This window comes from Rhodopseudomonas parapalustris (assembly GCF_053772255.1).
Window position 1 is genome coordinate 40,279 of the sequence record NZ_JAMKBZ010000031.1, and the last position, 23,181, is coordinate 63,459.

The window sequence follows — 23,181 nt, forward strand, 5'->3', positions numbered from 1 at the left end:
GGCCGCGGCGGCGAACGAGCCGCAGCCAGAAACGCAAAACGCGACCGGGACGGCCCGGTCGCGTTCGGTCTGTACGCCGCTGCGGATGCGGTCAGTTCTTGATGGTGAAGCAGGAGATGTCGGAGCGCTTCAGCTTGCGGCACACCGCTTCGGCTTCATCGCGCTCGAGCCCGGCGAAGCGTGCGCGGTAGAGCTTGCGATCACCCCTGGTCGTCACGGTCTCGGTGAACGGATCGGCCTTGCCGAGCAAGCCGCTGGCGCGTTCGCGCGCTGCCTCGAGCCGCTTGCGCGCTTCAGGCTCGCTTTCCATTGCGCCGACCTGAATGATCCAGCCGGTATGGGACACCGTCTTGATCGCACCTTGCTGCTGCACGGTGGGAGCGGTCGCTGGCTCGGCGGCGTAGGCCAGAGCCTGAGAGTTCTTCGACGGCATGCTGGAGGCGGGGAGTACGCCGAGCAATCCTTGCCCCGTGCCGTGCCCGGCGGGCTGCTGGATCGCTTCCTGCCGGGCTTCCACCCGGGCGATCGCGGCGTTCGAGGTCTCGGCCGGATCGCGGCGGGCCGGCGGAATGGCGCTGGTGACCGGAGGAGCTGCGACCGCAGAGGCGAGCTTGATCGGAGCGGACTTGACCTGCACCGTCTTGACCCGCACCGGCTTCATCGGTTCGGCCGAGCCGGGGATGATCACCAGCGGCTTGGTTTCGATGCTACCGCTGTTGAAGGGGCCGGGCTCCGGCTTCGGTTCCGGCGCAGCGGCCGATCGCGTGAGCGGCACCGCGGGGCGCGGCGTCGGGAGCACGGCTTCGGGAGCCGCGGATGCGACCTGAACGGCGCCCTGGACCTGCACCGCGGGAGCCGAGCGGCTGTTTTCGGCCACTTCGGTCTCGTCCGAACCCGACGACCGCTCGGTGATGGCTGCGACGGTGCGGCGCGTCGCGCCCTTCTCCAGATTTTCCGCGAGCAGATTGCGCATGATGGCGTCGCGCGAGCCGCCGCTGCGACCACCGAGCACGACGCCGACCAGGAAGCGATTGCCGCGGTGCATCGAGGTGACGAGGTTGAAGCCCGAAGCGCGCGTATAGCCGGTCTTGATCCCGTCGACGCCTTCGACGTTGCCGAGCAGTCGGTTGTGGTTCCGGATGGCCTGACCGCGATAGGTGAACACGCTGGTCGAGAAGTAGCGATAATAGCGGGGGAAGCGATCCTGAATGGCGCGGCCGAGGATCGACTGATCGCGGGCAGTCGTGACCTGTTCGTCGTTGGGCAGGCCGGACGCGTTACGATACACGGTGCGGGACATGCCGAGCGCGCGCGCCTTGCGCGTCATCATCTTGGCGAAGTCGCTCTCGCTGCCGCCCACCGTCTCGGCGATCACGACGGCGGCGTCGTTGGCCGAACGCGTCACCAGGCCCTTGATCGCGTCCTCGACCCGCAGCGTCGAACCGGGACGCAGGCCCAGCTTGGTCGGCGCCTGCTCGGACGCGTGCTCCGACACTTCCATCTCGCTGTCGAGGCTGAGCTTGCCCTGTTCGAGCTTCTCGAACAGCAGGTAGAGCGTCATAATTTTGGTGAGCGAGGCCGGGTGGCGCAGGCTGTCCGGATTGGTCGCGGTCAGAACCGCGCCGGAATTGCCATCGACGATGATCGACGCAAAGGCGGGATTATAGGCGTTCCGCTCGACGTGGTGGCGGGAGTGGTGCTTGTGGCGCCGCCGGGCATCGGCTGCATCGGTCGTGAAGATCACCGCAGCGGAGATCGTGGCCAAGCCGAGCACGCAAACTCGCAGGGCCCGCGAGCGGAATAAAGTATTGCGGTGCATGAACGTCCCCGTCCGATTTGTCATCATTCACCGGTCCGTGAGGCAAAATTATGCCCGTCCGCCCCGGCGACATGTCAGTCCAGCGTTGGAATCACCCGCTTGCCCGGCACCAGCGGCTGCGCCCGATGAACTGGGTAAGCGGCTGAATTGACGCGGCTTTTCTTCGGCGAGCGCGAATGTTTAGGAGATGAGGTTAGGAGCGGGCGGTTTCGAAAAGGTTAAGCAAGGATTGCACGAAACCGGGCAATTTGGGTCAATCGGTTTGCGTCAGAAGTGCGATCTCGCAATGGAAATCTTGCGAGTGTCATGCTGAACACACTGGCGGGAACCGCGATTGCGACGCCGCGCGGAGCAGAAAAGCAAGACCTTAGTAGGCAAGCCGCAGCTTGGTGAGTTTGGTGCCGATGCTGTCGAATGCGGTCTGGATCCCCGAAGCTGACGTCACAATCTGGAACTCCTTCTCACCGGTGTCCGAGGGGCTGGCGCAGTTTCTTAGCAACGTCGATGCCGGGCCCCCATCGGTATTGACGTGGACGGTGAAGATCTTGACGTCTGCAGCCTTGATGTTTGCGCAGGTGCCGACAGTTTCCGACTTGTACATCCGCTGGTCGACGTCCGGGCTAGGGGTGGAACCATCGCCGTACCAGCGATCAATGGTGTTCAGTCCATCGGACATCAGCACGATGATGTCCTGATACGTATAGTTCGGGTCTTTCGTGGGGGGCGTCGGGAACGGCCCTCCGCCGACCAGCGATTGCCAGCCCCACACCAACCCGATGGGCTGGTTGGTGCCGCCTAGAGGGTAAAGGCCGTCTACCGCAGTGGTCATGTTCGCCCAGTTGGAGTTCAGCGCAGTCACGACTGGGGTGCAGTAAGACGTTTGCTCCGCAGGAAATTGGCTTTCTGGCACGCCTGCGATTGGCGCTATTACCTTGCGGTCGTAGTCATTGCTGGGCGACGAATAGGTGCCGCGGTCGGCTACGCAACCGTTCCAGGTCGATTTGGCGGGGGTTGCGTCGTCAACGCCGGTCGGGCGCCAAACGTGAGTATAGGGAGCGCCGGTTGTTGTCTTGGTGCAGGTGGGATTTCTGCCGCTCGTGCAAGTGCAGTTCGGAACACCCCAACAGCTCGCAACGGTGACTTTGGTCTCAGTCGGAATGCTGTTGTAACAGCCATTGTAGTACAAGCCATTCTTGAGCCTGTTCTTGTTGCCGCTATCCTTGCTCGGACAAATCAGGCCGCTCGAAGGAATCTGATTTGCCGATCTTGCCCCTGGCAGAGTCGCTGCGATGTTTGTGCATGTGAAGCCATGCTCGCCCCAATAGCCGTCTGTGAAAGGGCAACTAGAGCCCGGTCCAATGCTAGCCCAGTTGCTGGGTTTTCGGCCTCCCTTGGTTGGATCAAGGATCGCCGGTTCGGCCTGCCAATCCGTCCAATCGATCCAGTCGGCGTTATAGTTGCTACTGTCGAGATTCACATTCTTTGCGAACGGAATGATCGATACATAAACGTCTTCAGGCTTGCTTGCGGCATCCCTCAACTGTCCGAGGAGGCTTTTGGTGGCGGTCTTGAGCGCGTCTATTTTACCAGCGGAGCTCATGGAGCCGGTCGTGTCCAGGACCAGCGCGACGCGCAATCGCGTGCTGCCCCACGTGGTGGTCGAGGATGTGCCGAGCTGCATCTTGGATATGCCAGCCACCTTCATGAACTCTGCTTTGATGGCGCTCGATGCGTCGAGCTTGATAGTCGATCCCTTCCCGGTGTTGGGGGTGTAAGTCGCTGTCACCTGCACCGAAATTCCGTCGCTGTTCTTGTACAGCGAGTCGAAATACTTCTGAGCGGTGGTTGTGATATCTGTTTCCTTGATAGCGCCCTGTGAGTAATCTTTCGAGACCATCAAGGCCGCGGAGTCGAGGGCGGTTTGCATGGCGGATCGTGCTCGGCTGGCGCGCGAATAGTCCACCGCCGCGCCGACGAATCCCAGCAGGGGCAGCAAGGCGATGGCGAAGATGACCGCGATGTTGCCGCCGCGGTCCCGTCGGAAGCGACGGGCTTCGCGCATCAATGGCAAGACGAGAGAAGCAATAGACATGGCGGTCACCGATCCTGATTCTGTCGGCAGGATCGGTCGCTATGGATAAACGGCCCGTAAAATCATGTGCCCAAACTCGCTAAACTGCGCCACAAATGCCGGAGGAGCGGTGCGCATGATTGACGGCGCCTGAACGAAGGCATCCGCATTTGCGGCAACGGCACAACCTGCCGTTAACCTCAATCTCTGGCGGCAAGTCTCTGCAGGGCTTCTGGCCCTGGAGAGCCTCCGGAATCTCCCTGCTTGCAGCAAAACCGCACTCGACCCATATTTACCGTATTCCGCCGCCGCGTCGTGCCGGGAGCCGCTGCGCCGTGCGCGTCGCCGGCGCTTTGCGGCTTGACCGCGGGTCGCGGTTCCGGTGTCTGGGAAGTTCCCTGGGGGTTCAAATACCGAAAGCCATGCTGCAACCGACTCTGAGCCACGATTTTGCCGGCGCTGCTGGCGATCCGACGACCCGGCCCATCCTGATGGCCGGGGACGGCGGGCGCTCCGGCCCGAATACGCCGTCGACCTCGGTCATCACCAAGACCAAGCCGCGCACCAAACGGCCGAATCTGTATCGCGTGCTGATCTTGAACGACGATTACACGCCGATGGAATTCGTGGTCCACGTGTTGGAGAAGTTCTTCCAGATGGACGTCGAGGCGGCCACCAAGGTGATGCTCCACGTCCATCATCACGGCATCGGGGAGTGTGGGGTTTTCACTTACGAGATCGCCGAGACCAAAGTGACGCAGGTGATGGATTTCGCCCGGAAGCATCAGCATCCTCTGCAATGTGTGATGGAGAAAAAATAGCAGCGCGCTGCTGAAGTCGGAATGGGTCTTGCATCGGAGAAGGGAGGCGGGTTTTCCCGGACCTGCTGGGTGCACGGGCTGATACGGAACCAGTCTTCCGTGATCAGGTTTGGACACTATATCTGGAAAGGTTGTTGTTGCGTCACGGAGCAGCGGCGATCATGATCAGCGGGGGACACAGAGGACGCAATGCCGACATTTTCGCAAAGCCTTGAGCAATCCCTCCATCGCGCGCTTGCCATCGCCAACGAGCGGCACCACCAATACGCAACCCTCGAACATCTGTTGCTGTCGCTGGTGGACGATTCGGACGCTGCGGCCGTCATGCGCGCCTGCAGCGTCGATCTCGACAAACTGCGCACCAGTCTGGTCAACTATCTTGAAACCGAGTTCGAGAATCTCGTCACCGACGGCTCCGAAGACGCCAAGCCCACGGCCGGCTTCCAGCGCGTGATTCAGCGCGCCGTGATCCACGTACAATCCTCAGGTCGTGAAGAAGTGACCGGCGCCAATGTGCTGGTCGCGATCTTCGCCGAGCGCGAGAGTCATGCCGCGTACTTCCTGCAGGAGCAGGACATGACGCGCTACGACGCGGTCAACTACATCAGCCACGGAATCGCCAAGCGCCCCGGCGTGTCGGAGGCCCGTCCGGTGCGCGGTGTCGACGAAGAGACCGAGACCAAGGGCGGCGACGACGCCAAGAAGAAGGGCGACGCGCTGGAAACCTATTGCGTCAATCTGAACAAGAAGGCGCGAGACGGTAAGATCGACCCGGTGATCGGGCGTAATTCCGAGATCAATCGCGCAATTCAGGTGCTGTGCCGCCGGCAGAAGAACAACCCGTTGTTCGTCGGCGAAGCCGGCGTCGGCAAGACGGCGATCGCCGAAGGGCTCGCCAAGCGCATCGTCGATGGAGAGGTTCCGGAGGTGCTGTCCGCAGCCACCGTGTTCTCGCTCGACATGGGTACGCTGCTCGCCGGCACGCGCTATCGCGGCGACTTCGAAGAGCGCCTCAAGCAGGTCTTGAAGGAGCTCGAAGCCCACCCGAATGCCATCCTGTTCATCGACGAGATCCACACCGTGATCGGTGCCGGTGCGACTTCCGGCGGCGCGATGGATGCCTCGAATTTGCTCAAGCCTGCCTTGGCTTCGGGCACCATTCGCTGCATGGGGTCTACGACCTATAAGGAATACCGCCAGCACTTCGAGAAGGACCGCGCCCTTGTGCGTCGCTTCCAGAAGATCGACGTCAACGAACCGACGGTCGAAGATGCGATCGCGATCCTGAAGGGGCTGAAGCCTTACTTCGAGGACTACCACAAGCTGAAGTACACCAACGAGGCGATCGAGTCGGCGGTTCAACTGTCGTCGCGCTACATCCATGACCGGAAACTGCCGGACAAGGCGATCGACGTGATCGATGAATCCGGCGCGGCGCAGATGCTGCTGTCGGAGAACAAGCGCAAGAAGACGATCGGCATCAAGGAGATCGAAGCCACGGTCGCGACCATGGCGCGGATCCCGCCGAAGAGCGTGTCCAAGGACGATGCCGAGGTGCTGAAGCATCTCGAGCAGACCCTGAAGCGCGTGGTGTTCGGACAGGACAAGGCGATCGAATCGTTGTCGGCGTCGATCAAGCTGGCGCGTGCCGGCCTGCGCGAACCCGAGAAGCCGATCGGCTGCTATTTGTTCTCCGGTCCGACCGGCGTCGGCAAGACCGAGGTCGCCAAGCAACTCGCGTCGTCGCTCGGTGTGGAGCTGCTGCGCTTCGACATGTCGGAATACATGGAGCGCCACACCGTCTCGCGACTGATCGGCGCGCCTCCCGGCTATGTCGGCTTCGATCAGGGCGGTCTGCTCACCGACGGCGTCGATCAGCATCCGCATTGCGTCGTGCTGCTCGACGAAATCGAGAAGGCCCACCCGGATCTGTACAACGTGCTGCTGCAGATCATGGATCATGGCCGGCTCACCGATCACAACGGCAAGCAGGTCAACTTCCGCAACGTGATCCTGATCATGACCACCAACGCCGGTGCCGCGGATCTGGCCCGCCAGGCGTTTGGGTTCACCCGCAGCAAGCGGGAAGGCGATGACCACGAGGCGATCAACCGGCAGTTCGCGCCGGAATTCCGCAACCGCCTCGACGCGATCGTGTCGTTCGCGCATCTCAATGCCGACGTCATCGGAATGGTAGTGGAGAAATTCGTGCTGCAGCTCGAAGCTCAGCTTGCGGATCGCGACGTCACCATCGAGCTGACCGACGAGGCCAAGGCCTGGCTGGTGCAGCACGGCTACGACGAACAGATGGGCGCCCGGCCGATGGCCCGCGTCATCCAGGAGCACATCAAGAAGCCGCTGGCCGACGAGGTGCTGTTCGGTCAGCTCAAGGGCGGCGGCCACGTCAAGGTCGTGCTGGTCAAGGACGAGGCGGTCGCCGGCGTCGAGCTGGAGAAGATCAGCTTCGAATTCCTCGACGGTCCCGTGACTCCGAAGCCGGAGAACCTGCCCGGCGGAGCCAAGAAGCGCGGTGCGTCGCGCAAGGCCAAGGTCAAGGATCAGGTCGAGAAGGCCTGATCTGAAACCAACGATCTCAATTAGCGAGGCCGGCGAGCGATCGCCGGCCTCTTCGTTTGGCGAGCTATCAAGCGCTAATCCGGCGACCGGGTCGGCGACGGTCCGGCCGGAGACGGCTGCTCCTCCACGGGCGCCGGGGCGGGAGCTTCCTGCTCTGGCTCGGCTACCGGAGCCAGAGCAGGCTGCTGCGCAGGCGAGGTTGCGGCCGGTGCGGCAGGCTTTGCGGCCTCGGGCGGAGCTGGCTGCGATGCCTCCGGAGCGGCAACAGGCGGGCCGGGTGGGATTGGCGCTGGAGCAGGCGAGGGTGGTGTCGGCGCTGGTGTCACGGTTGGTGCCAGCGGCACCGCCGAGGCCGGAGGCGGCAGGACCACGCCGTCGGGCGGGATCATCGCCCAACCGTAGGCCTTCAGCTTGCCGCCGCCGAGCGGCAGCACCATGGTGCCGAACACCGGGGACGCAGTGCCAAGTGCACTTCGATACGGTGCCGGCAGCTCGCCGGTGCGTTTGAATTCGTCGGTGCTCCACACCACCAGGGTGCCGGAGCGCTTCAGCCGGTCGGCCGTGATCCAGGGGCTCTTGGTGAAATCGGCATCGATGAACACCGATGGTCGCGGCGACGCGTAGGCCGCCACAAACCCGGCCTCGCGGGCGCTTCCGGTGACGATGTCGAGCGGGCGCGCTGTCCGGCTTCTCCACACCGACTGCATCGCATTCGACAGCGCCTTGGCCGGATACAGTTCGGTGGGCACCGGGCCGCTGCCATAGGCGCGCGAATAGGTCGAGGTGGCGTAGCCGATCGGCACCCCGAACAGCACCAGCAGCCACGCGGCGATCGCGAGACGCGGCGCCCGGATCGAAAGCCGCGCCGGCAGAAGTGCCACCAGGGCCAAGCCGGAGAACGCCACCAGGGCACTGCCGGTGTAGGCGCCGATCATGAACCAGTCGAATACGCTTCCGAGCGCGACGAGAATCGACGGCAGCACTGCGACCGAGACCAGCAGCGAGCGATCGAACGCGGTCGGGGCGCCGAGCGCGAGCTCCGCCGCTTCGCCCTGCAGCGGCACGCGCGGTATCAAGGCGAGCGCTGCGACCACGATCAATCCGAGGCTCAGTCCGATTTGGCCGAACACGAAGGCGAATGCGGTGCTGATCCTTGGCCACAGCGCAGTGGTGCCGTCTTCCGGCGCCAGCGCTGCGGCGTGGGCCTGCGCGAGCCACATCAGGTGGGGCAACAGCACCACGAAACAGGCAACCGCTGCGACCGCCGGACCGGTGGTCGCCAATCGGCGGCGGCCATCTGCGGTCAGCAGGAGGTGTCCGAGCAGCACGAGCACGAGCGCGGCACCGGCGTGATTGGTGGCGATCAGCAGCGCAGCGGCGATGCCGAGGCCGATCCAGCTCGACCGTGCGCCCCCGAGCACGGCGCGGCGATACAGCAGCACGACGGCGACAGCGAAGGGCAGGCTGGCGATCGCCGGATCGTAGGCGGTGACTTGCGGGCCGAAGCAGCCAATGAGGATCGTCAGCGCCACCGCCAGCGTTGCGCCGCTGGCGCCGACGATCGCGGCGCCGAGGCGCCACAGCAGCGCCAGCGTCGTCAGCGCGGAGCCGAGCGCCAGCAGAAGCTGCGCGCCGGTCCACCGTCCGGTTGCGAGCGAGGCCAGCTCTGTCAGCCAGGGTGCCAGCGGCGGATACTTCCAGTAGCCGCCCTGGAACTCGCTGCCGAACAGCGCCATCTCGTAGCCGACCGCCGGCAGCCCAGGGAAGCTGACGGCACTGACGAACCACAGCGTGCCGTACAGGCCGAGGATCCAGAGCAGCAGTCTCTGCGGACGGCTGCGCAGCATCTCGAAAAGGCTGTCGCAGGCGCCGAGCAACAAAGTGAGGGGGAGGAAGCCGGCGCGCGCCGGGGCCGGCTGTGAGACTGCAGCAGGCGCGGCGGCCGGCGTGGCGGCAGTCCCGGACTGCATCGGCTTCGCGGTCTTGCTCGGAGGCTGCTTCGGTTTGGGGCCTGGCTGCGGTTTGGGCGACGGCTGCGGTTTGGCAGGCGGCGAGGCCGGGCGCGGCTCTGCAGCCGCCGACAGAGGCTTTACTGACGCTGGCGAGGCGGGCCGCGGAGCCGGATCGACGCTCGGAGAAGTGGAGGCCTGATCGTCAGGCGGCAGCGCTTGCGCCACGGTGGACGGGCGCGGCTGGCTGCCGTGATGCTTCTTCTTCGGCCGGCGCTGTTTGGGTTGCTTGCGCTTGATGGTCGTCGTCCCTTGGCGAGTCCGAACCAGCGGTATCGTTGCCGCGGTCCGCGCGTGGCGTTTCGAACCGACGTTGTAGTCCAATGGGTCGTGCAAGCAATTGCCGGAAAGACGAGGCGACAACGAGGCTTGCGGTATTGCTGCGCCGTCTTCAGCCGATGTTGGGCAGTTCGGCGGAGCGCCGAGGGCGATCTGCCGCACCCCTGGCATTCGGATCGGTTTCGACCATCATGCGCTCCCGATCGTTGCCAGGAATTGCTGGTTTATTGTCCGAGCGAGTCAAGGAATGCGGCTGTGAAGGAGGACCGCGCATGATCCGGCCGCGTTGGCACGGCGCAGTCGCTGTCGCGTTCACCTTGCTGGCGTTCACCACGGCGCGTGCGGAGGAGACGCCCCCGCCAGAACCACAAGGGACGCCGCCAGCCGCAACCGAGACCACCAAGCCACCGCCTGCCGCGGAACCGGCCAAGCCTTCGGCTGCGCCCGGTTCTGCCAAACCCGGCGACAAGCCGACTGTTGCTGCGGAGAAGGGTGGAGAAGCCGATACCCGCGAGTCGATCTGTCTGATGATCGAGTCCGCCGCGAAGGCGCACGATCTGCCACTCGAGTTTTTCGCCCGAGTGATCTGGCAGGAGAGCAGGTTTCAGCCCGATGCCGTCGGGCCGGTGACGCGGAGCGGCAAGCGTGCCCAAGGCATCGCGCAGTTCATGCCCGGCACCGCCAGCGAGCGCCGGCTGCTCGATCCGTTCGATCCCGTCCAGGCGCTGCCGAAGTCGGCTGAGTTCTTGAAGGAGCTGCGCGAGCAGTTCGGCAATCTCGGCCTCGCGGCAGCGGCCTACAACGCCGGGCCGCGCCGGGTGCAGGAATGGCTGGCCGGCACCGGCGGCATGCCGCTGCAGACGCGGGACTACGTGTTTGCGATCACTGGCAGCTCGGTCGACGACTGGGCCAAAGCGGGGCGCGCCGCGAAACTGCCGGAGGCTAAGGCCGATACCGACTGCCGCACCCTGATGGCGCTGCTGAAGCGGGCGCCGAACCCGTTCGTTGCCGAGCTCGAACAACGCGTGAAGCTCGGCGCCGATCGGCCGTGGGGCGTACAGCTTGCCGCCGGCTTTAGTCGCAACCGGGCGCTGGCGAGCTACGCGCGGGCGATGTCACGGTTGAGCGCAGTGATCGGCGAGCGCGATCCAACCTTGCTGAGCGCAGTGTTCCGCAGTCGCGGCACGCGGCCGTTCTATCAGGTCCGGATCGGCGCCGACACACGCGGCGAGGCCGACGACCTGTGCAAGCAGATCCGCAGGACCGGGCAGGCCTGTCTGGTGCTGCGCAATCGGGGGATGCCAGGATAGCGTGTAGCAGATCAGAGCCGCAGTGCGCGGCCTTGACCGCCTGCGATTTCCTGCCCGTTATGCGAGCGCAATCGACCGATCGGAATCTCCCGTGCCGCCGTCTCTCGAATCTCCGCAATGGCAAACCCCGTTGCGTGCCTATCTCCGCGGCATGATGGCAGCCGGCCGGACGGTGCTGACGCTGGTGCTGTTCGCGACCTTCATCGGTATCGGCGCACTCGCCCACGACAGCCATTTCAGCCTCGGCTGGGTGCTGCTGAGCACGGTGCTGGTGTGGGCCGGCCCGGCGCAGATCATCCTGATCTCCTCGCTCGGCTCCGGCGCGACGCCAGTGCAGGCGGCGATCGCCGTCACCGTGTCGGCAATCCGGTTGTTTCCGATGGTGGTGTCGGTGCTGCCGATGCTGAGGACGCCGACGACGAAGCTGCGGCACCTCGTGCTGCCGGCGCATTTCGTCGCCGTGACGATGTGGGTGGAGTGCTTCCGACTGCTGCCGCAGGTGCCGCGCGAGCGGCGCATCGCCTTCGCCAACGGGCTCGGCACCGGACTGATCGCGGTGTGTCTCGTTGCCAACGTGATCGGCTTTCTGCTCGCGGCGAACCTGCCGCAATCGTTCGGCGCCGCGATCCTGCTGCTGACGCCGCTAGCGTTTCTGCTGTCGACCGCGCGCAACTGCCGCGAACTCGCCGACGTCGTCGCGCTGGTGCTGGGGCTGGCGCTGTTTCCGCTGGTCGCGATGTTGCATACCGGCGTCGACGTGCTGATCAGCGGCGTCTCGGCCGGGACGATCGCCTACGGCGTACACTGGATGCGGCGGCGGAGGCGGGCGTGAGCGATTTCATCGGCAATTGGCAGGCGCTGATGGTGCTGGTGCTCGCCGGCGTGTTGCCGAACGAAGTCTGGCGGATGCTCGGGCTGTGGCTCGGCGGCGGCATCGACGAAGGCTCGGAGCTTTTGATTTGGGTCCGCGCGGTCGCGACTGCGATCCTGGCTGGCGTGATTGCCCAGATCCTGTTCCTGCCGCCGGGCGCGTTGGCAAGCGTGTCGCCGCTGCTGCGCTACGGATCGGTGGCGGCGGGCTTTGCGGTGTTTCTGGCCGCGCGCCGCTCGATCTTCGCCGGTGTGGTCGCGGGCGAGGCGGTGCTGCTGATCGGCCAACTTTGGTGGCGATGAAACCGGCTTGGTTTCGCGCTACACCGGGCTGTCAGCAGAAGGCGAATGGCGATGGATAGAGGTGAAATCCGCGAAGGCGAAGTGGTGGTCGAGGCGCCGCCGCCGACCGATGCCGGTCTGGTATTCATCGGTCGCATCCGCACGCCCTGGACCTCGCGCGGCGAGACGCCGCGACAGGGCAATCCCGATGGCCCGGTCTGCCGGCTCGAGATCTTCGAGCCGTGGACGCAGGCGCTGCAGGGGCTGGACAAGTTCGCTCACGCGCAGGTGGTGTACTGGCTGCATCTGTCGCGCCGCGATCTAGTGATCCAGCGCGGCCACGGGATCGACGGACCGCGCGGCACCTTCGCGCTGCGCTCGCCGCTGCGGCCGAATCCGATTGGTATCTCGGCGGTGTCCGTGGTCGGGATCGAGGGCGCGACCGTGCTGGTGCGCGGCCTCGATTGCCTGGACGGCACGCCGCTGATCGACCTGAAGCCGGACCGCTGCGTGCACTCGATGGTGAAGTAACACCTCGGCATGCCCGCGCCGGTCGCGGGCATGCGTGATTGCCTGTTGTGCGGCGCGGGCGATGGTGTGGCCGCCGCGGGCCGCATCGGCGACGTCGTCAGGAGAAACCGGCGTCCCGTCAGGGTACCGCAGCCATCGCCGTGAGTTAAAGGGTCTGGCCGCCGGACACCTCGATGCGCTGGCCATTGACCCAGCGGTTGTCCGGGCCGAGCAGGCTTGCCACCATCGGACCGATATCGTCGGGCAGGCCGACGCGCCCGAGCGCGGTCATGCCGGCGAAAGCCGTGTTGTAATCGGGAGTGTCGCGGACCGCGCCGCCCAGGAAGTCGGTCTCGATCGCTCCCGGCGCCACGGTGTTGGCGGTGATGCCGCGCGCACCCAGCTCCTTCGCCATGTAGACAGTGAGGATTTCCACTGCACCCTTCGCGGCGGAATAGGCCGAGAAGCCGGGGAACGACACGCGGGTCAGGCCCGTCGAGAAGTTGATGATGCGGCCGCCGTCGGCCAGCACCGGCAGCAGGGCCTGCGTCAGGAAGAACACGCCCCTGACGTGGACGGCGAACAGCTTGTCGAACTGCTGCTCGGTGGTGGCGGCGAAATCCGCCATCTCGCCATGGCCGGCATTGTTGACGAGGTGGTCGAGCGTATCCCGGCCCCAGGTGGCGGCCAGAGCGTCGAGCAGCGCTTCCACGAAAGCGGGGAAGGCCGAGACGTCGCCTGTGTCGAGCTGCAACGCGACCGCTTTGCGACCCAGCGCCGCGATCTCGGCAACGGTCGCCTCCGCGTTGTCCTTGCCGCTGTGATAGGTGAGGATCACGTCGCCGCCGTGGCGGGCGATGCTGATCGCGGTATTACGGCCAAGGCCGCGGCTGCCGCCGGTCACGAGAGAGATGGTGGTCATGGACGCCTCCGGGTTGGTGTGGCCGCCTTATGCGTCACGTCCACCGGATGAGGTTGCGCGATTGTCCGTGAAACTTGCCTAATTCTCCCGGCGCGTTGTGGCGGTCGCCCGCTTTCCCTATGATGATCGCATGAACGATCAACTTCTCGACCATGCGCGTCGCTATGCCGACGCCCATGTCGATCGCACCGGTGTCGCGGCAACGCCGGTGGCCGGCTTGGCGATCCTGCGCGAAACAGCACCGACGACGTTGCAATATGCCGTGTCGAAGCCGCTGGTGGCGCTGGTTCTGCAAGGCAGCAAGCGCGTGACCATGGGCAGTCGCACGTTCGACTTCGGCATCGGGGAATCCCTCCTCGTCACCACCCACGTGCCCACGGTCAGCCAGATCACGACCGCCAGCAGGGTCTTGCCTTATTATTCGCTGGTTTTCGAACTCGAGCCCAGCATCATCGCCGACTTGGTCGGCCAGATCGGCCCCGTGCCGTTCGAAGCGGATCAGCCGATCCGTGTCGATCCGACCGAAGCGGAGGTCGCCGATGCGGCGTTGCGGCTGCTGCGGTTGCCGGATCGCCCCGAGACGCTGACGGTGCTGGGGCCGCAGCTCAGTCGCGAGTTGCACTATTGGTTGCTGAGCGGGCGACATGGCGGTGCCATTCGCGCGCTGGGTGTCACCGACAGCCATGCCCAGCGGGTCGCACGAGCCGTCGCGATCCTTCGCCGTCATTATGCCGAGCCGATCAAGGTCGAGGCGTTGGCGGAGGCTGCTGGCATGAGCCTGTCGGCCTTCCACGTGCACTTCCGCAGCATCACGTCGCTATCGCCGCTGCAATTTCAGAAGCAGCTGCGCCTCATCGAGGCGCGGCGACGGATGCTCGCGCAGGGCGAGGCGATCAGCGATGCTGCCTACGGCGTCGGATATGAGAGCGTGCCGCAGTTCACGCGCGAATACGGCCGCATGTTCGGGGCGCCGCCCGCCCGCGACATCCGGCAGGCGCGTATGCTGATGGCCGCTGGCGCTTAGTCGCTGCGAATGACCGATCGTTGCGGGACGGCCGACGGAGCGAGCGATGGCCGCCGGCGGATGGTCGGGCGTCAGATCTGAGCCAGCGCCGCCTTCAGTTTCGCGGCGTGGTCTTCCAGCACGCTCGTTTCTTCCTTGCGCGACGCGGGCGGGAGCAGCGGCACCCCGTCGTGGCGCGGCATGACGTGCATGTGCAGATGGTAGACGACTTGGCCGGCGGCCGGCTCGCTGAACTGCTGCACCACGATGCCGTCGGCCTTGAACGCCTTCATCGCCGCGTGCGCGACCTTGTGCGCGCCGCGCGCCACATGGGCGAAATCCTCGGGCGTGATGTCGAGAATGTTGCGCGCAGGTGCTTTCGGGATCACCAGCGTGTGGCCGGTCGAACGCGGCATGATGTCGAGAAAGGCGAAGACGTGATCGTCTTCATAGATTTTGTGACACGGGATTTCGCCGCGCAGTATCTTGGCGAAGATATTCTCGGGATCGTAGGCGGTCATGGCTGCTCCAGGCTTGGCGGCGCGATTGTCCCCGCCGTGCAAGGGCGGGTCAAGCCGGATCGGCGATGTTACCTTTTTTGAAGGGGCCGGCTTCGCTCAGCTCGCGGCCCATCTCGTCGACATACATTCGCTCGCGCTTCAGATAATCGGCGATTGCGCGGCGCAGTGCCGGATCGGCGATGAAGTGTGCGGAGTAGGTGGTCTGCGGCAGATAGCCACGCGCGATCTTGTGCTCGCCTTGAGCACCGGCCTCGACCACGGCGAGGCCGCGGGCAATCGCAAACTCGATCGCCTGATAGTAGCACACCTCGAAATGCAGAAACGGGTGATGCTCGATCGCCCCCCAATGCCGGCCGAACAGCGTGTCGCCGCCGATGAAATTGATCGCACCGGCGATCCAGCGGCCGGCGCGTTTCGCCATCACCAGCAGAACGTCCCGGCTCATGCTCTGGCCGATCAGGGAATAGAATTCCCTGTTCAGGTAGGGCCGTCCCCATTTGCGCGAGCCGGTCTCGATGTAGAATTCGAAGAACGCGTCCCAGGCATCCTCGGTGATGTCGGTGCCGGTGAGGTGATGAATGGTGATGCCGTTCGCGAGCGCGTCGCGCCGCTCGCGCTTGATGCCCTTGCGATGGCGCGAGTTCAGCGTCGCGAGGAAATCGTCGAAGCTGGAATAGCCGGCATTGTGCCAGTGAAACTGTTGATCGGTGCGTTGCAGGAAGCCGCGCTCGGCCAGGAAGCGCCATTCGCTCTCGCGCGCAAAGGTGATGTGCACCGACGACGCCTTGCTGAGATCGCACAGCGCCATCAGCCCGTTTGTCAGCGCGCCGCCGATGCGCACCGGATCCGCGCTATCGCGGATCAGCAGGCGCGGCCCGGTCGCAGGCGTGAACGGCACCGAGACCTGCAGCTTGGGATAGTAGCTGCCGCCGGCGCGCTCATAGGCATCGGCCCAGCCGCGGTCGAACACGTATTCGCCCTGTGAATGCGATTTCAGATAGCAAGGCACGATCCCGATGATCGCGCCATCCTGCCGGGCGATCAGATGCCGCGGCCCCCAGCCGGTGCGGGGACATGCGGACCGCGACTGTTCGAGTGCGGCGAAGAATGCGTGGCTCAGAAACGGATTGTAGGCGGCCTTCGCGACGGTGCAGGCGCTGCCGCCACCGGCGTCGCGGCTGTGATCGGAAACGGTGACGCCGGATGCCGCGCAGGCGTCCCAATCGGCGGCTGCAATTGCATCCACCGACGACACCGCTTCGAGCGTGATGTCGGACGATGTCGTCAAGCCGTCGGCCCGGTCGAGAGAGCGCTCGTGACTGTCATTTTGTAGAGATTGGGCATTTGTCGCGGCTCGTTCAAGACCGGCTTCGGTCACGATTGCGGAACAAAGCCCTCGAAGATCATCTGGTCGGCGTAGCGGTCGGCGCGCGCCCGCTGCTCGGGCGTACGCACTGTCCAGCCCAGCAGCGCGCAGCCGAACAGATTGCGGGCAATCCATGGCGCCGGGGCGGGGAGGTCGTCGATCCGGTAGGCGACGAAGTGAGGCTGTGTCTTGAAGCCGTGCTTCAGCGCCACCATCGGGTCACGCTGCGCCGCGTCGAGCTTGGCCCAATAATCGTCGTCGTAACGGCGCTCGGCGGTGATGCCGCGCGGCAAGTTCGGCGCGAGCTGACGCAGCGCCAGCACCTGGTCGGGGTCGAACGACATCGCCGCGACCGGTCCCTGATAGCTGTCCAGCACCTGGAGTAGGCGGCGCGCAAGCTTGCGATCGCCGTCGAAGTGGCTCTTCAGCTCGATCACCAGCGGCACGCGGCCGGCGACGAGGTCGCACAGTTCGCCGACCGACATCATGCGCTCGGGCGTATCCTTGAACGGCACCTGTCGGAGCTGCGCCGCTGTCATTCCCAGCAGGGCGCCGTCGCCATCGGTCAACCGGCCGAGATCGTCGTCATGATGGACCATCGCTTCGCCGTCGGCGGTGAGCTGGATGTCCACCTCGATGTTGAAATTGCCGGCGATCGCCGCATTGATTGCGCCGGGCATGTTCTCGACGTTGCCGCGGGTGCGGTCGTGCAGGCCGCGATGCGCGACCGGTCGGGCGGTCAGCCAGTCGGGCGCGCGCATCGCCGAGGTTCTCCTGCGTGTTACGCGACTTCGAACAGGCCTTCGACCTCGACCGCGGCATTGGCCGGCAGCGAGGCGACGCCAACGGTGGTGCGGGCGTGGCGACCCTTGTCGCCGAACACCGCGACCATCAGGTCGGAGGCGCCGTTCAGAACTTTCGGGCCATCGACGAAGTCGGGCGTCGAGTTGATGAAGCCGCCCAGCCGCACCACACGCACCACCTTGTCGAGATCGCCCAGCGCAGCCTTGAGCTGCGCCAGCAGATTGATCGCGCAGGCGCGCGCCGCGGCATTGCCCTGTTCGATCGAGACGTCGGCACCGAGCTTGCCCTTGGCGACCAGCTTGCCTTCGCCGTCGAAGCAGACCTGCCCGGATACCACCAGCAGGTTGCCGGTGCGGACGAAGCCGACATAGTTGGCGACCGGGCTTGCCGGCTCGTGCAACACGATGCCCTGCGCGGTCAGTTTCTGCTCGATCACCCCGGTCATGCCGATCCCCATTTGCTTTTCGCTTTGTCCCAGCGTGGACGAGCCGGGCGGTCTTGTTTGGCCGATTGCGCCGGCCGTTGCAAGCAAGCCGCTGAGGCCGCCGGCCACGCCATGCCCGTTGGGGGCAAGGCGAGAGGTTGGTTCCGTTCGCAGGAGTTTGAAGCAAATGCTCCGTGATTTCACCGCAATCCGATGATCCAGAAAGTCCCGGCCGTTGCGGTGACTCCGGCCACCACCTATTCTAACCGTTACCGCTATCAGGGAGACGATATGCCCGTGTCACGACAGACGACGCGACCGAGCCGGGGACTGCTGGCAATCGTGGCGGCGTTCGCCATGTCGACCGGATCGGCGGCGTTCGCCGGCCCCGCGATCAACTTCCTGCCGCATCAGGCGCTTTACGATCTCAGTCTGCTGAAGACCCGCAACAACGCCTCGGTGAATACGGTGCGCGGTCGCATCCTGTACAACTTTTCGGGCAACGCCTGCGAGGGGTACACCTCCGATTTCCGCCAGGTGTCGGAGATCGAGAGCGGCGAGGGCAAGAACACGCTGAGCGATCTGCGCTCGTCGAGCTGGGAGGACGCCGCCGGCAAGAGCTATCGCTTCAAGATCGGCACCCGGATGGACGACTCCACGGAGAGCGACGTCGACGGCATCGCCGAGCGCACCGGCGATCATATCACGGTGAAGCTGAAGCAGCCGGTGCAGAAGACGTTCCAGCTCGACGGCGCAACGGTGTTTCCGACCGAGCAGATCGAACGCATCATCGAAGCCGCGCGCGCCGGCAAGTCACTGCTGAACCTGTCGGTGTATGACGGCTCGGACAATGGCGAGAAGGTCTACAACACGCTGACGGTGATCGGGCAGCCGATCAAAGGCAGTAGCGCGGTCGCGTCGCCCGATCCGTCCACGAGCGACGACGCGATGAAGTCGCTGACGCGCTGGCCGGTGACGGTGAGCTATTACGACCGCGACGCTAAAGCCAACGCCGGCGAACAGACACCGGTCTATTCGATGTCGTTCGAACTCTACGAGAACGGCGTGTCACGCTCGCTGGTGCTCGACTACAACGATTTCGTCCTCGCCGGCGCGATGGGCAAGCTCGAGGTCAAGACGGGCAAGCCGTGTAAGTAACAAGGCCGTTGCGTTCCGTCATTGCGAGGAGCGCCCGGATCGGCGCTTTGCGCCGTCCGGGCACAGGCTCCGTGAAGAAGCAATCCCAGCTTCAGTGCGAGGCGCTCCTGGATTGTTCGCTCCGCCTGCAATGACCTCAAATGGTGATGACGGTCATCCCTGCGGCTTCTGCACCCGATCGAACGCGATGCCGCGGATGACGGCAGCGTCGCCGAATTTCTTGCGCAGGTCGTCGATCGCCCGCTCGGCGTGACTGGAGCGGCGGTCGAGCATGTCGTCCTCCGCCGGCCCGGTCTGCTCGGTGAGAGCGCTGACACCGGTGCCGATCAGCCGGAATGCCGTGCCATCGACCTCTTTGCTCAGCATCTCGCGCGACACCGAGAAGATCCGGTTCGCCATCTGGGTCGGCGCGTGGATGGTCTGCGCCCGGGTGCGCTGGCGGAAGTCGGCGGTCTTCAGCTTCAAGGTGATGGTCGAGCCGGAGAGGGCGGCGCTCTTCAGGCGCGACGAGACTTTCTCCGACAGTCGCCACAGGATCTTCTTCAGCGTCGCAAGGTCGCGGATGTCATCTTCGAAGGTGGTCTCGTTGGAGATCGACTTGGCACCGCGATCGGGCACCACCTTGCGGTCGTCGATGCCGCGCGCCAGTCGCCACAGCCGCCGTCCTTCGTCGCCGAATTGCCGCATCAGCTCGATCTCGTCGGCGCGCTGCAAGTCGGCGATGGTGCGGAAGCCACGGTTCGCCAGCCGCGACGCTGTCGCCGGGCCGACCCCGAAGATGAAGCCGACCGGCCGCGGCGCCAGCATCTCACGGGCTTCGTCCTGATCGAGGGCGGCGAAGCCCCGCGGCTTGTCGAGATCGGACGCGATCTTGGCCAGGAACTTGTTGCACGACAGTCCGACCGATGCGGTAACGCCGATATCGCGCTCGACCTCTCGGACGAATTTCGCCAGCACCTTGGCCGGGATCATGCCGTGCATCCGCTCGGTGCCGGACAGATCGAGGAAGGCTTCGTCGATCGACAGCGGTTCGACCAGTGGCGTCAGCGCGCGCATTGCCTGCCGCACCTCGCGTCCGACCCGCACGTACTTCGCCATATCGGGCCGCACCACCGTCGCCGATGGACACAGCGCCAGCGCTTTGAACATCGGCATCGCCGAGCGCACCCCGAACGTGCGGGCGATGTAGCAGGCTGCCGACACCACGCCGCGCTTGCCACCGCCGACGATCACCGGCTTGTCGGCAAGGTCCGGATTGTCGCGCTTCTCAACCGTCGCATAGAACGCGTCGCAGTCGATATGGGCGAGCGACAGCGCGCCGAGCGACCGGTGCCGCAGCAGCCGCGGCGAGCCGCAGGCCGCGCACCGCCGCGCCTCGGCGCGCTGGTCGGCGAGGCAGTCCCGGCAGAAGCCGGGCGAAGTGGGTGCGGCTGGGTCGTCGCCGCTCACGGCGTGTCACGCTCCCATCGCTTGTCTTCGAGGACCTGAAGCGCCGCTGCCACGTTGGTGGGGTGGAGCTCGACCGAGTCGGCGAAGGCCTTCGCGGTGGCGTCGTCGCGCAGCACGAAATTCAGCACGCTGATCAGGAACTGCGGATCGGCGGCGGAACTCCGCAGCGTCTCAGGGCCGATGCCGGTCTCGGCCAGGAACAGGCCGAGCCGCTCGGGATCTCCCGCGATGAAGGAGAGCGCCTGAATCGCTACGATTTCAGCCGCTTGGCGGGGGTCTTGAAGCCGCTTTCGCATCGGTTGTGTTTGCCTTTCCGTAACTTCTCGTCTGTATTTTATTCAATCATGCCCGAGTCTTGCGGCTTGTCGAACGATCGCGGGCCGCCGGCCCGGGCATTTTAGTGTGAGTATTGGAGGGCGGGATGGCGAAAACCGTCCTGATCGTCGAAGACAACGAGCTCAATATGAAGCTCTTTCGCGACTTGCTGGAGGCTCACGGCTACCAGACGGCGGGAACGAGCAATGGATATGAAGCGCTCGACCTGGTTCGCAAGCTGCGCCCCGATCTTATCCTGATGGACATCCAGTTGCCGCAGGTGTCCGGGCTCGAAGTCACGCGCTGGATCAAGGACGATGCCGAACTCCGTCACATTCCGGTGGTAGCCGTCACCGCGTTCGCGATGAAGGGCGACGAGGAACGAATCCGCGAAGGCGGTTGCGAAGCCTATTTGTCGAAGCCGATCTCGGTCGGCAAGTTCATCGAGACGGTTCGGCGGTTCATCGGTTAGGAGTAGCATCGTGTCAGCGCGCATCTTGGTGGTCGACGACATTCCGACGAACGTCAAGCTGCTCGAGGACCGGCTGTCGGCGGAGTATTTCGACGTCATTACCGCGTCGAACGGCTTCCAGGCGTTGGAGATCTGCCAGCGCGCCGAATGCGACATCGTGCTGCTCGACGTGATGATGCCGGATATGGACGGCTTCGAAGTCTGCCGCCGGCTGAAGTCCAACCCGAAGACGCATTTCATCCCGGTGGTGATGGTGACGGCGCTCGACAGCCCGGCCGATCGGGTGCGCGGGCTCGAAGCCGGCGCCGACGACTTCCTCACCAAGCCGGTGTCCGACGTCGTGCTGATCGCGCGAGTGCGGTCGCTGACCCGGCTGAAGATGATGACCGACGAGCTGCGGATGCGGGCGATCACCTCGCTCGAAATCGGCATGCAGGCGCCGGAACGCGAGGCGGTCTCGGATCAAGGGAAGGGCGGCCGCATTCTGCTGGTCGACGACCGGCCATCTTCCTATGAACGGCTGGCGCCGCTGCTCAGCGCCGAACACGACGTCGATGTCGAAACCAACCCGTCGGAGGCGCTGTTCCACGCCGCCGAGGGCAATTACGACCTGCTGATCGTGTCGCTGGGGTTGGAGAATTTCGACGGTCTGCGGCTGTGCAGTCAGGCCCGCTCGCTGGAGCGTACCCGGCACGTTCCGATCCTGGCGATCGCCGACGCCGAGAACAACGCGCGGCTGCTGCGCGGTCTCGAGATCGGCGTCAACGACTATCTGCTGCGGCCGGTCGATAAGAACGAATTGATGGCGCGAGCGCGGACCCAGATCAGGCGTCGCCGTTACACCGATCATCTACGCGACAACGTGCAGCATTCGATCGAGATGGCGATCACCGACGGTCTCACCGGGCTGCATAATCGGCGCTATATGGAAAGCCATCTGGCGACGCTCGCCGAGCAGGCGGGCACGCGCGGCAAGCCGCTGGCGCTGATGATCCTCGACATCGACTTCTTCAAGTCGATCAACGACAGCTACGGCCACGATGCCGGCGACGATGTTCTGCGCGAGTTCGCGCTACGGATCAAAAAGTCGATCCGGGGCATTGATCTGGCCTGCCGCTACGGCGGCGAGGAGTTCGTGATCGTGATGCCGGAAACCGATCTGCACGTCGCGCAGATGGTGGCGGAACGGCTGCGCCGCGCCATTGCCGGAGAGCCGTTCTCGGTCGAAAAGGGCGCGCGCCGGATCGAAGTCACGATCTCGATCGGGCTGTCGACGCTGGAGCGCAAGGGCGAGCCGATCCCCGACCTGCTGAAACGCGCCGACACCGCGCTGTATCGTGCCAAGCATGACGGCCGTAACCGCGTGGTCGCGGCAGCGGCGTAAGCAGCGCTTTCGATTGTTGTTCCCAAATTGGGAACGTGCTATCCACGATCATGCGTCTGATCGCGCGCAACGTGCTGGTGGAGTTCTGGGGCAAACACCCCGAGGCGAAACCGTCCGTCGAGCGTTGGTACGCCTTGGTCAAGGCGGCGAACTGGACTTCGACCGACGATGTGCAAAAGGCTGCACCCAAGGCGAAGGTGCTCAATAGCGAGCGCGTCAGATTCGAGATTGCCGGAGGTAATTTTCGGCTGGTGGCTGCTTTCGATTTTCGTCGCCAGATCGCGTTTGTGAAGTTCGTCGGGACGCACGCCGAATATGATCGGATCGATGCGTTGACCGTGTCCCACTTCTGAGGAGATCGTCGTGGACCTTCGTCCGATCCGTACAGATGAGGATCACCGTGCCGCACTTGCGTCGATCGAGGCGTACTGGGGCGCTCCAGAAGGATCGGAAGAGGGCGACAAGCTCGACGTGCTCCTGGCGCTCGTCGACCTTTACGAAGCAAAGCGGTGGCCGATCGCGATCGCCGAAGATCAAGACCCGGTTGATGTTCTGCAGTACGCCATCGACGAACTCGGACATACTCAAACTGAATTGGCCCAACTCCTTGGCTCGCGCTCGCGGGCATCCGAGGTGCTGTCGCGTCGTCGCGTGCTCACGGTCGAGATGATCCGTAAAATCGCAGAGGCGTGGAAGATCCCGGCTGACTTGCTGGTGCGTCCCTACAAGACGGAACGTGCCGCCTGAGCAGCGATCGGCATGGTCGCGGCGGCGGCGTAGCCGAGGCAATTGGCAGTCGTCCGTGAACAATTTGG

General features: G+C 64.7%; 22 protein-coding genes. 12 read left to right on the top strand and 10 right to left on the bottom strand.

Going from position 1 to position 23,181, the window contains the following annotated elements:
* Window positions 1–91: 91 nt before the first annotated feature.
* Both M9H71_RS21150 and M9H71_RS21155 read right to left on the bottom strand, forming a co-directional pair.
* On the bottom strand, window positions 92–1,819 hold the full coding sequence (locus M9H71_RS21150) for a serine hydrolase (protein ID WP_455406897.1): 1,728 nt from the start codon (window positions 1,817–1,819) through the stop codon (window positions 92–94).
* Between the two features lie 367 nt (window positions 1,820–2,186).
* The gene (locus tag M9H71_RS21155; RefSeq protein ID WP_455406898.1) at window positions 2,187–3,911 is read right to left on the bottom strand and encodes a pilus assembly protein TadG-related protein; all 1,725 of its coding nucleotides are present in this window, start codon (window positions 3,909–3,911) and stop codon (window positions 2,187–2,189) included.
* Window positions 3,912–4,381: 470 nt separating this feature from the next.
* On the opposite strand from M9H71_RS21155, the gene clpS reads away from it, so the two are divergent.
* Both clpS and clpA read left to right on the top strand, forming a co-directional pair.
* Window positions 4,382–4,711, top strand: a complete 330-nt coding sequence (clpS, locus tag M9H71_RS21160) for an ATP-dependent Clp protease adapter ClpS (protein WP_455406899.1) — start codon at window positions 4,382–4,384, stop codon at window positions 4,709–4,711.
* A gap of 189 nt (window positions 4,712–4,900) precedes the next feature.
* The gene (gene clpA / locus M9H71_RS21165) at window positions 4,901–7,288 is read left to right on the top strand and encodes an ATP-dependent Clp protease ATP-binding subunit ClpA (RefSeq protein ID WP_455406881.1); all 2,388 of its coding nucleotides are present in this window, start codon (window positions 4,901–4,903) and stop codon (window positions 7,286–7,288) included.
* A 74-nt stretch (window positions 7,289–7,362) separates the two neighbouring features.
* Here clpA and M9H71_RS21170 read toward each other — a convergent pair whose 3' ends face one another.
* Complete coding sequence (locus tag M9H71_RS21170) at window positions 7,363–9,258, bottom strand: ArnT family glycosyltransferase (protein WP_455406882.1); 1,896 nt, start codon at window positions 9,256–9,258, stop codon at window positions 7,363–7,365.
* Between the two features lie 590 nt (window positions 9,259–9,848).
* On the opposite strand from M9H71_RS21170, the gene M9H71_RS21175 reads away from it, so the two are divergent.
* The 4 genes from M9H71_RS21175 to tsaA all read left to right on the top strand — a co-directional run bounded on the left by M9H71_RS21175 (window position 9,849) and on the right by tsaA (window position 12,569).
* Complete coding sequence (locus tag M9H71_RS21175) at window positions 9,849–10,886, top strand: transglycosylase SLT domain-containing protein (protein WP_455406883.1); 1,038 nt, start codon at window positions 9,849–9,851, stop codon at window positions 10,884–10,886.
* Window positions 10,887–11,037: 151 nt separating this feature from the next.
* The gene (locus M9H71_RS21180) at window positions 11,038–11,718 is read left to right on the top strand and encodes an AzlC family ABC transporter permease (protein ID WP_455406900.1); all 681 of its coding nucleotides are present in this window, start codon (window positions 11,038–11,040) and stop codon (window positions 11,716–11,718) included.
* Window positions 11,715–12,059, top strand: coding sequence for an AzlD domain-containing protein (locus M9H71_RS21185; RefSeq protein ID WP_011158687.1), 345 nt, complete (start codon window positions 11,715–11,717; stop codon window positions 12,057–12,059). Before M9H71_RS21180 ends, M9H71_RS21185 begins: the two co-directional genes overlap by 4 nt.
* Before the next feature lie 51 nt (window positions 12,060–12,110).
* Window positions 12,111–12,569 carry a tRNA (N6-threonylcarbamoyladenosine(37)-N6)-methyltransferase TrmO gene (gene tsaA / locus M9H71_RS21190; RefSeq protein WP_455406884.1) on the top strand — a complete coding sequence of 153 codons (459 nt, stop codon included), beginning with the start codon at window positions 12,111–12,113 and terminating at the stop codon, window positions 12,567–12,569.
* A 145-nt stretch (window positions 12,570–12,714) separates the two neighbouring features.
* Here tsaA and M9H71_RS21195 read toward each other — a convergent pair whose 3' ends face one another.
* A complete protein-coding gene (locus M9H71_RS21195) occupies window positions 12,715–13,470 on the bottom strand; it encodes an SDR family oxidoreductase (RefSeq protein ID WP_455406885.1) in 756 nt (251 codons plus the stop codon).
* 130 nt (window positions 13,471–13,600) lie between these two features.
* Here M9H71_RS21195 and M9H71_RS21200 point away from each other — a divergent pair, with 130 nt between their 5' ends.
* Window positions 13,601–14,494, top strand: a complete 894-nt coding sequence (locus M9H71_RS21200) for an AraC family transcriptional regulator N-terminal domain-containing protein (RefSeq protein WP_455406886.1) — start codon at window positions 13,601–13,603, stop codon at window positions 14,492–14,494.
* Window positions 14,495–14,565: 71 nt separating this feature from the next.
* On the opposite strand, the gene M9H71_RS21205 is transcribed toward M9H71_RS21200, so the two are convergent.
* The 4 genes from M9H71_RS21205 to M9H71_RS21220 all read right to left on the bottom strand — a co-directional run bounded on the left by M9H71_RS21205 (window position 14,566) and on the right by M9H71_RS21220 (window position 17,609).
* On the bottom strand, window positions 14,566–14,994 hold the full coding sequence (locus tag M9H71_RS21205; RefSeq protein WP_455406887.1) for an HIT family protein: 429 nt from the start codon (window positions 14,992–14,994) through the stop codon (window positions 14,566–14,568).
* A 49-nt stretch (window positions 14,995–15,043) separates the two neighbouring features.
* Window positions 15,044–16,282 carry a GNAT family N-acetyltransferase gene (locus M9H71_RS21210; RefSeq protein WP_455406888.1) on the bottom strand — a complete coding sequence of 413 codons (1,239 nt, stop codon included), beginning with the start codon at window positions 16,280–16,282 and terminating at the stop codon, window positions 15,044–15,046.
* 86 nt (window positions 16,283–16,368) lie between these two features.
* Window positions 16,369–17,121, bottom strand: coding sequence for a glycerophosphodiester phosphodiesterase (locus tag M9H71_RS21215; protein WP_455406889.1), 753 nt, complete (start codon window positions 17,119–17,121; stop codon window positions 16,369–16,371).
* A 20-nt stretch (window positions 17,122–17,141) separates the two neighbouring features.
* Window positions 17,142–17,609, bottom strand: coding sequence for a RidA family protein (locus tag M9H71_RS21220; protein ID WP_164605993.1), 468 nt, complete (start codon window positions 17,607–17,609; stop codon window positions 17,142–17,144).
* A gap of 270 nt (window positions 17,610–17,879) precedes the next feature.
* Between M9H71_RS21220 and M9H71_RS21225 the strand changes: the two genes are divergently transcribed.
* Window positions 17,880–18,746, top strand: coding sequence for a cell envelope integrity EipB family protein (locus M9H71_RS21225; RefSeq protein WP_455406890.1), 867 nt, complete (start codon window positions 17,880–17,882; stop codon window positions 18,744–18,746).
* Window positions 18,747–18,899: 153 nt separating this feature from the next.
* On the opposite strand, the gene M9H71_RS21230 is transcribed toward M9H71_RS21225, so the two are convergent.
* Both M9H71_RS21230 and M9H71_RS21235 read right to left on the bottom strand, forming a co-directional pair.
* On the bottom strand, window positions 18,900–20,195 hold the full coding sequence (locus M9H71_RS21230) for a DNA polymerase IV (RefSeq protein WP_455406891.1): 1,296 nt from the start codon (window positions 20,193–20,195) through the stop codon (window positions 18,900–18,902).
* On the bottom strand, window positions 20,192–20,491 hold the full coding sequence (locus M9H71_RS21235) for a DUF3572 domain-containing protein (RefSeq protein WP_455406892.1): 300 nt from the start codon (window positions 20,489–20,491) through the stop codon (window positions 20,192–20,194). Before M9H71_RS21235 ends, M9H71_RS21230 begins: the two co-directional genes overlap by 4 nt.
* Window positions 20,492–20,616: 125 nt before the next feature.
* Here M9H71_RS21235 and M9H71_RS21240 point away from each other — a divergent pair, with 125 nt between their 5' ends.
* Genes M9H71_RS21240 through M9H71_RS21255 form a run of 4 tightly spaced genes read left to right on the top strand, consistent with a single transcriptional unit; the run spans window position 20,617 to window position 23,113 of the window.
* Complete coding sequence (locus M9H71_RS21240) at window positions 20,617–20,982, top strand: response regulator (RefSeq protein ID WP_011158678.1); 366 nt, start codon at window positions 20,617–20,619, stop codon at window positions 20,980–20,982.
* A gap of 10 nt (window positions 20,983–20,992) precedes the next feature.
* Window positions 20,993–22,366: a PleD family two-component system response regulator gene (locus tag M9H71_RS21245; protein ID WP_455406893.1), complete on the top strand. Its 1,374-nt coding sequence runs from the start codon at window positions 20,993–20,995 to the stop codon at window positions 22,364–22,366.
* 50 nt (window positions 22,367–22,416) lie between these two features.
* A complete protein-coding gene (locus M9H71_RS21250) occupies window positions 22,417–22,719 on the top strand; it encodes a type II toxin-antitoxin system HigB family toxin (RefSeq protein ID WP_042441158.1) in 303 nt (100 codons plus the stop codon).
* Between the two features lie 10 nt (window positions 22,720–22,729).
* Window positions 22,730–23,113 (top strand): helix-turn-helix domain-containing protein, encoded by a 384-nt coding sequence (locus M9H71_RS21255; RefSeq protein WP_455406894.1) that lies wholly within the window; start codon window positions 22,730–22,732, stop codon window positions 23,111–23,113.
* Window positions 23,114–23,181: the final 68 nt, after the last annotated feature.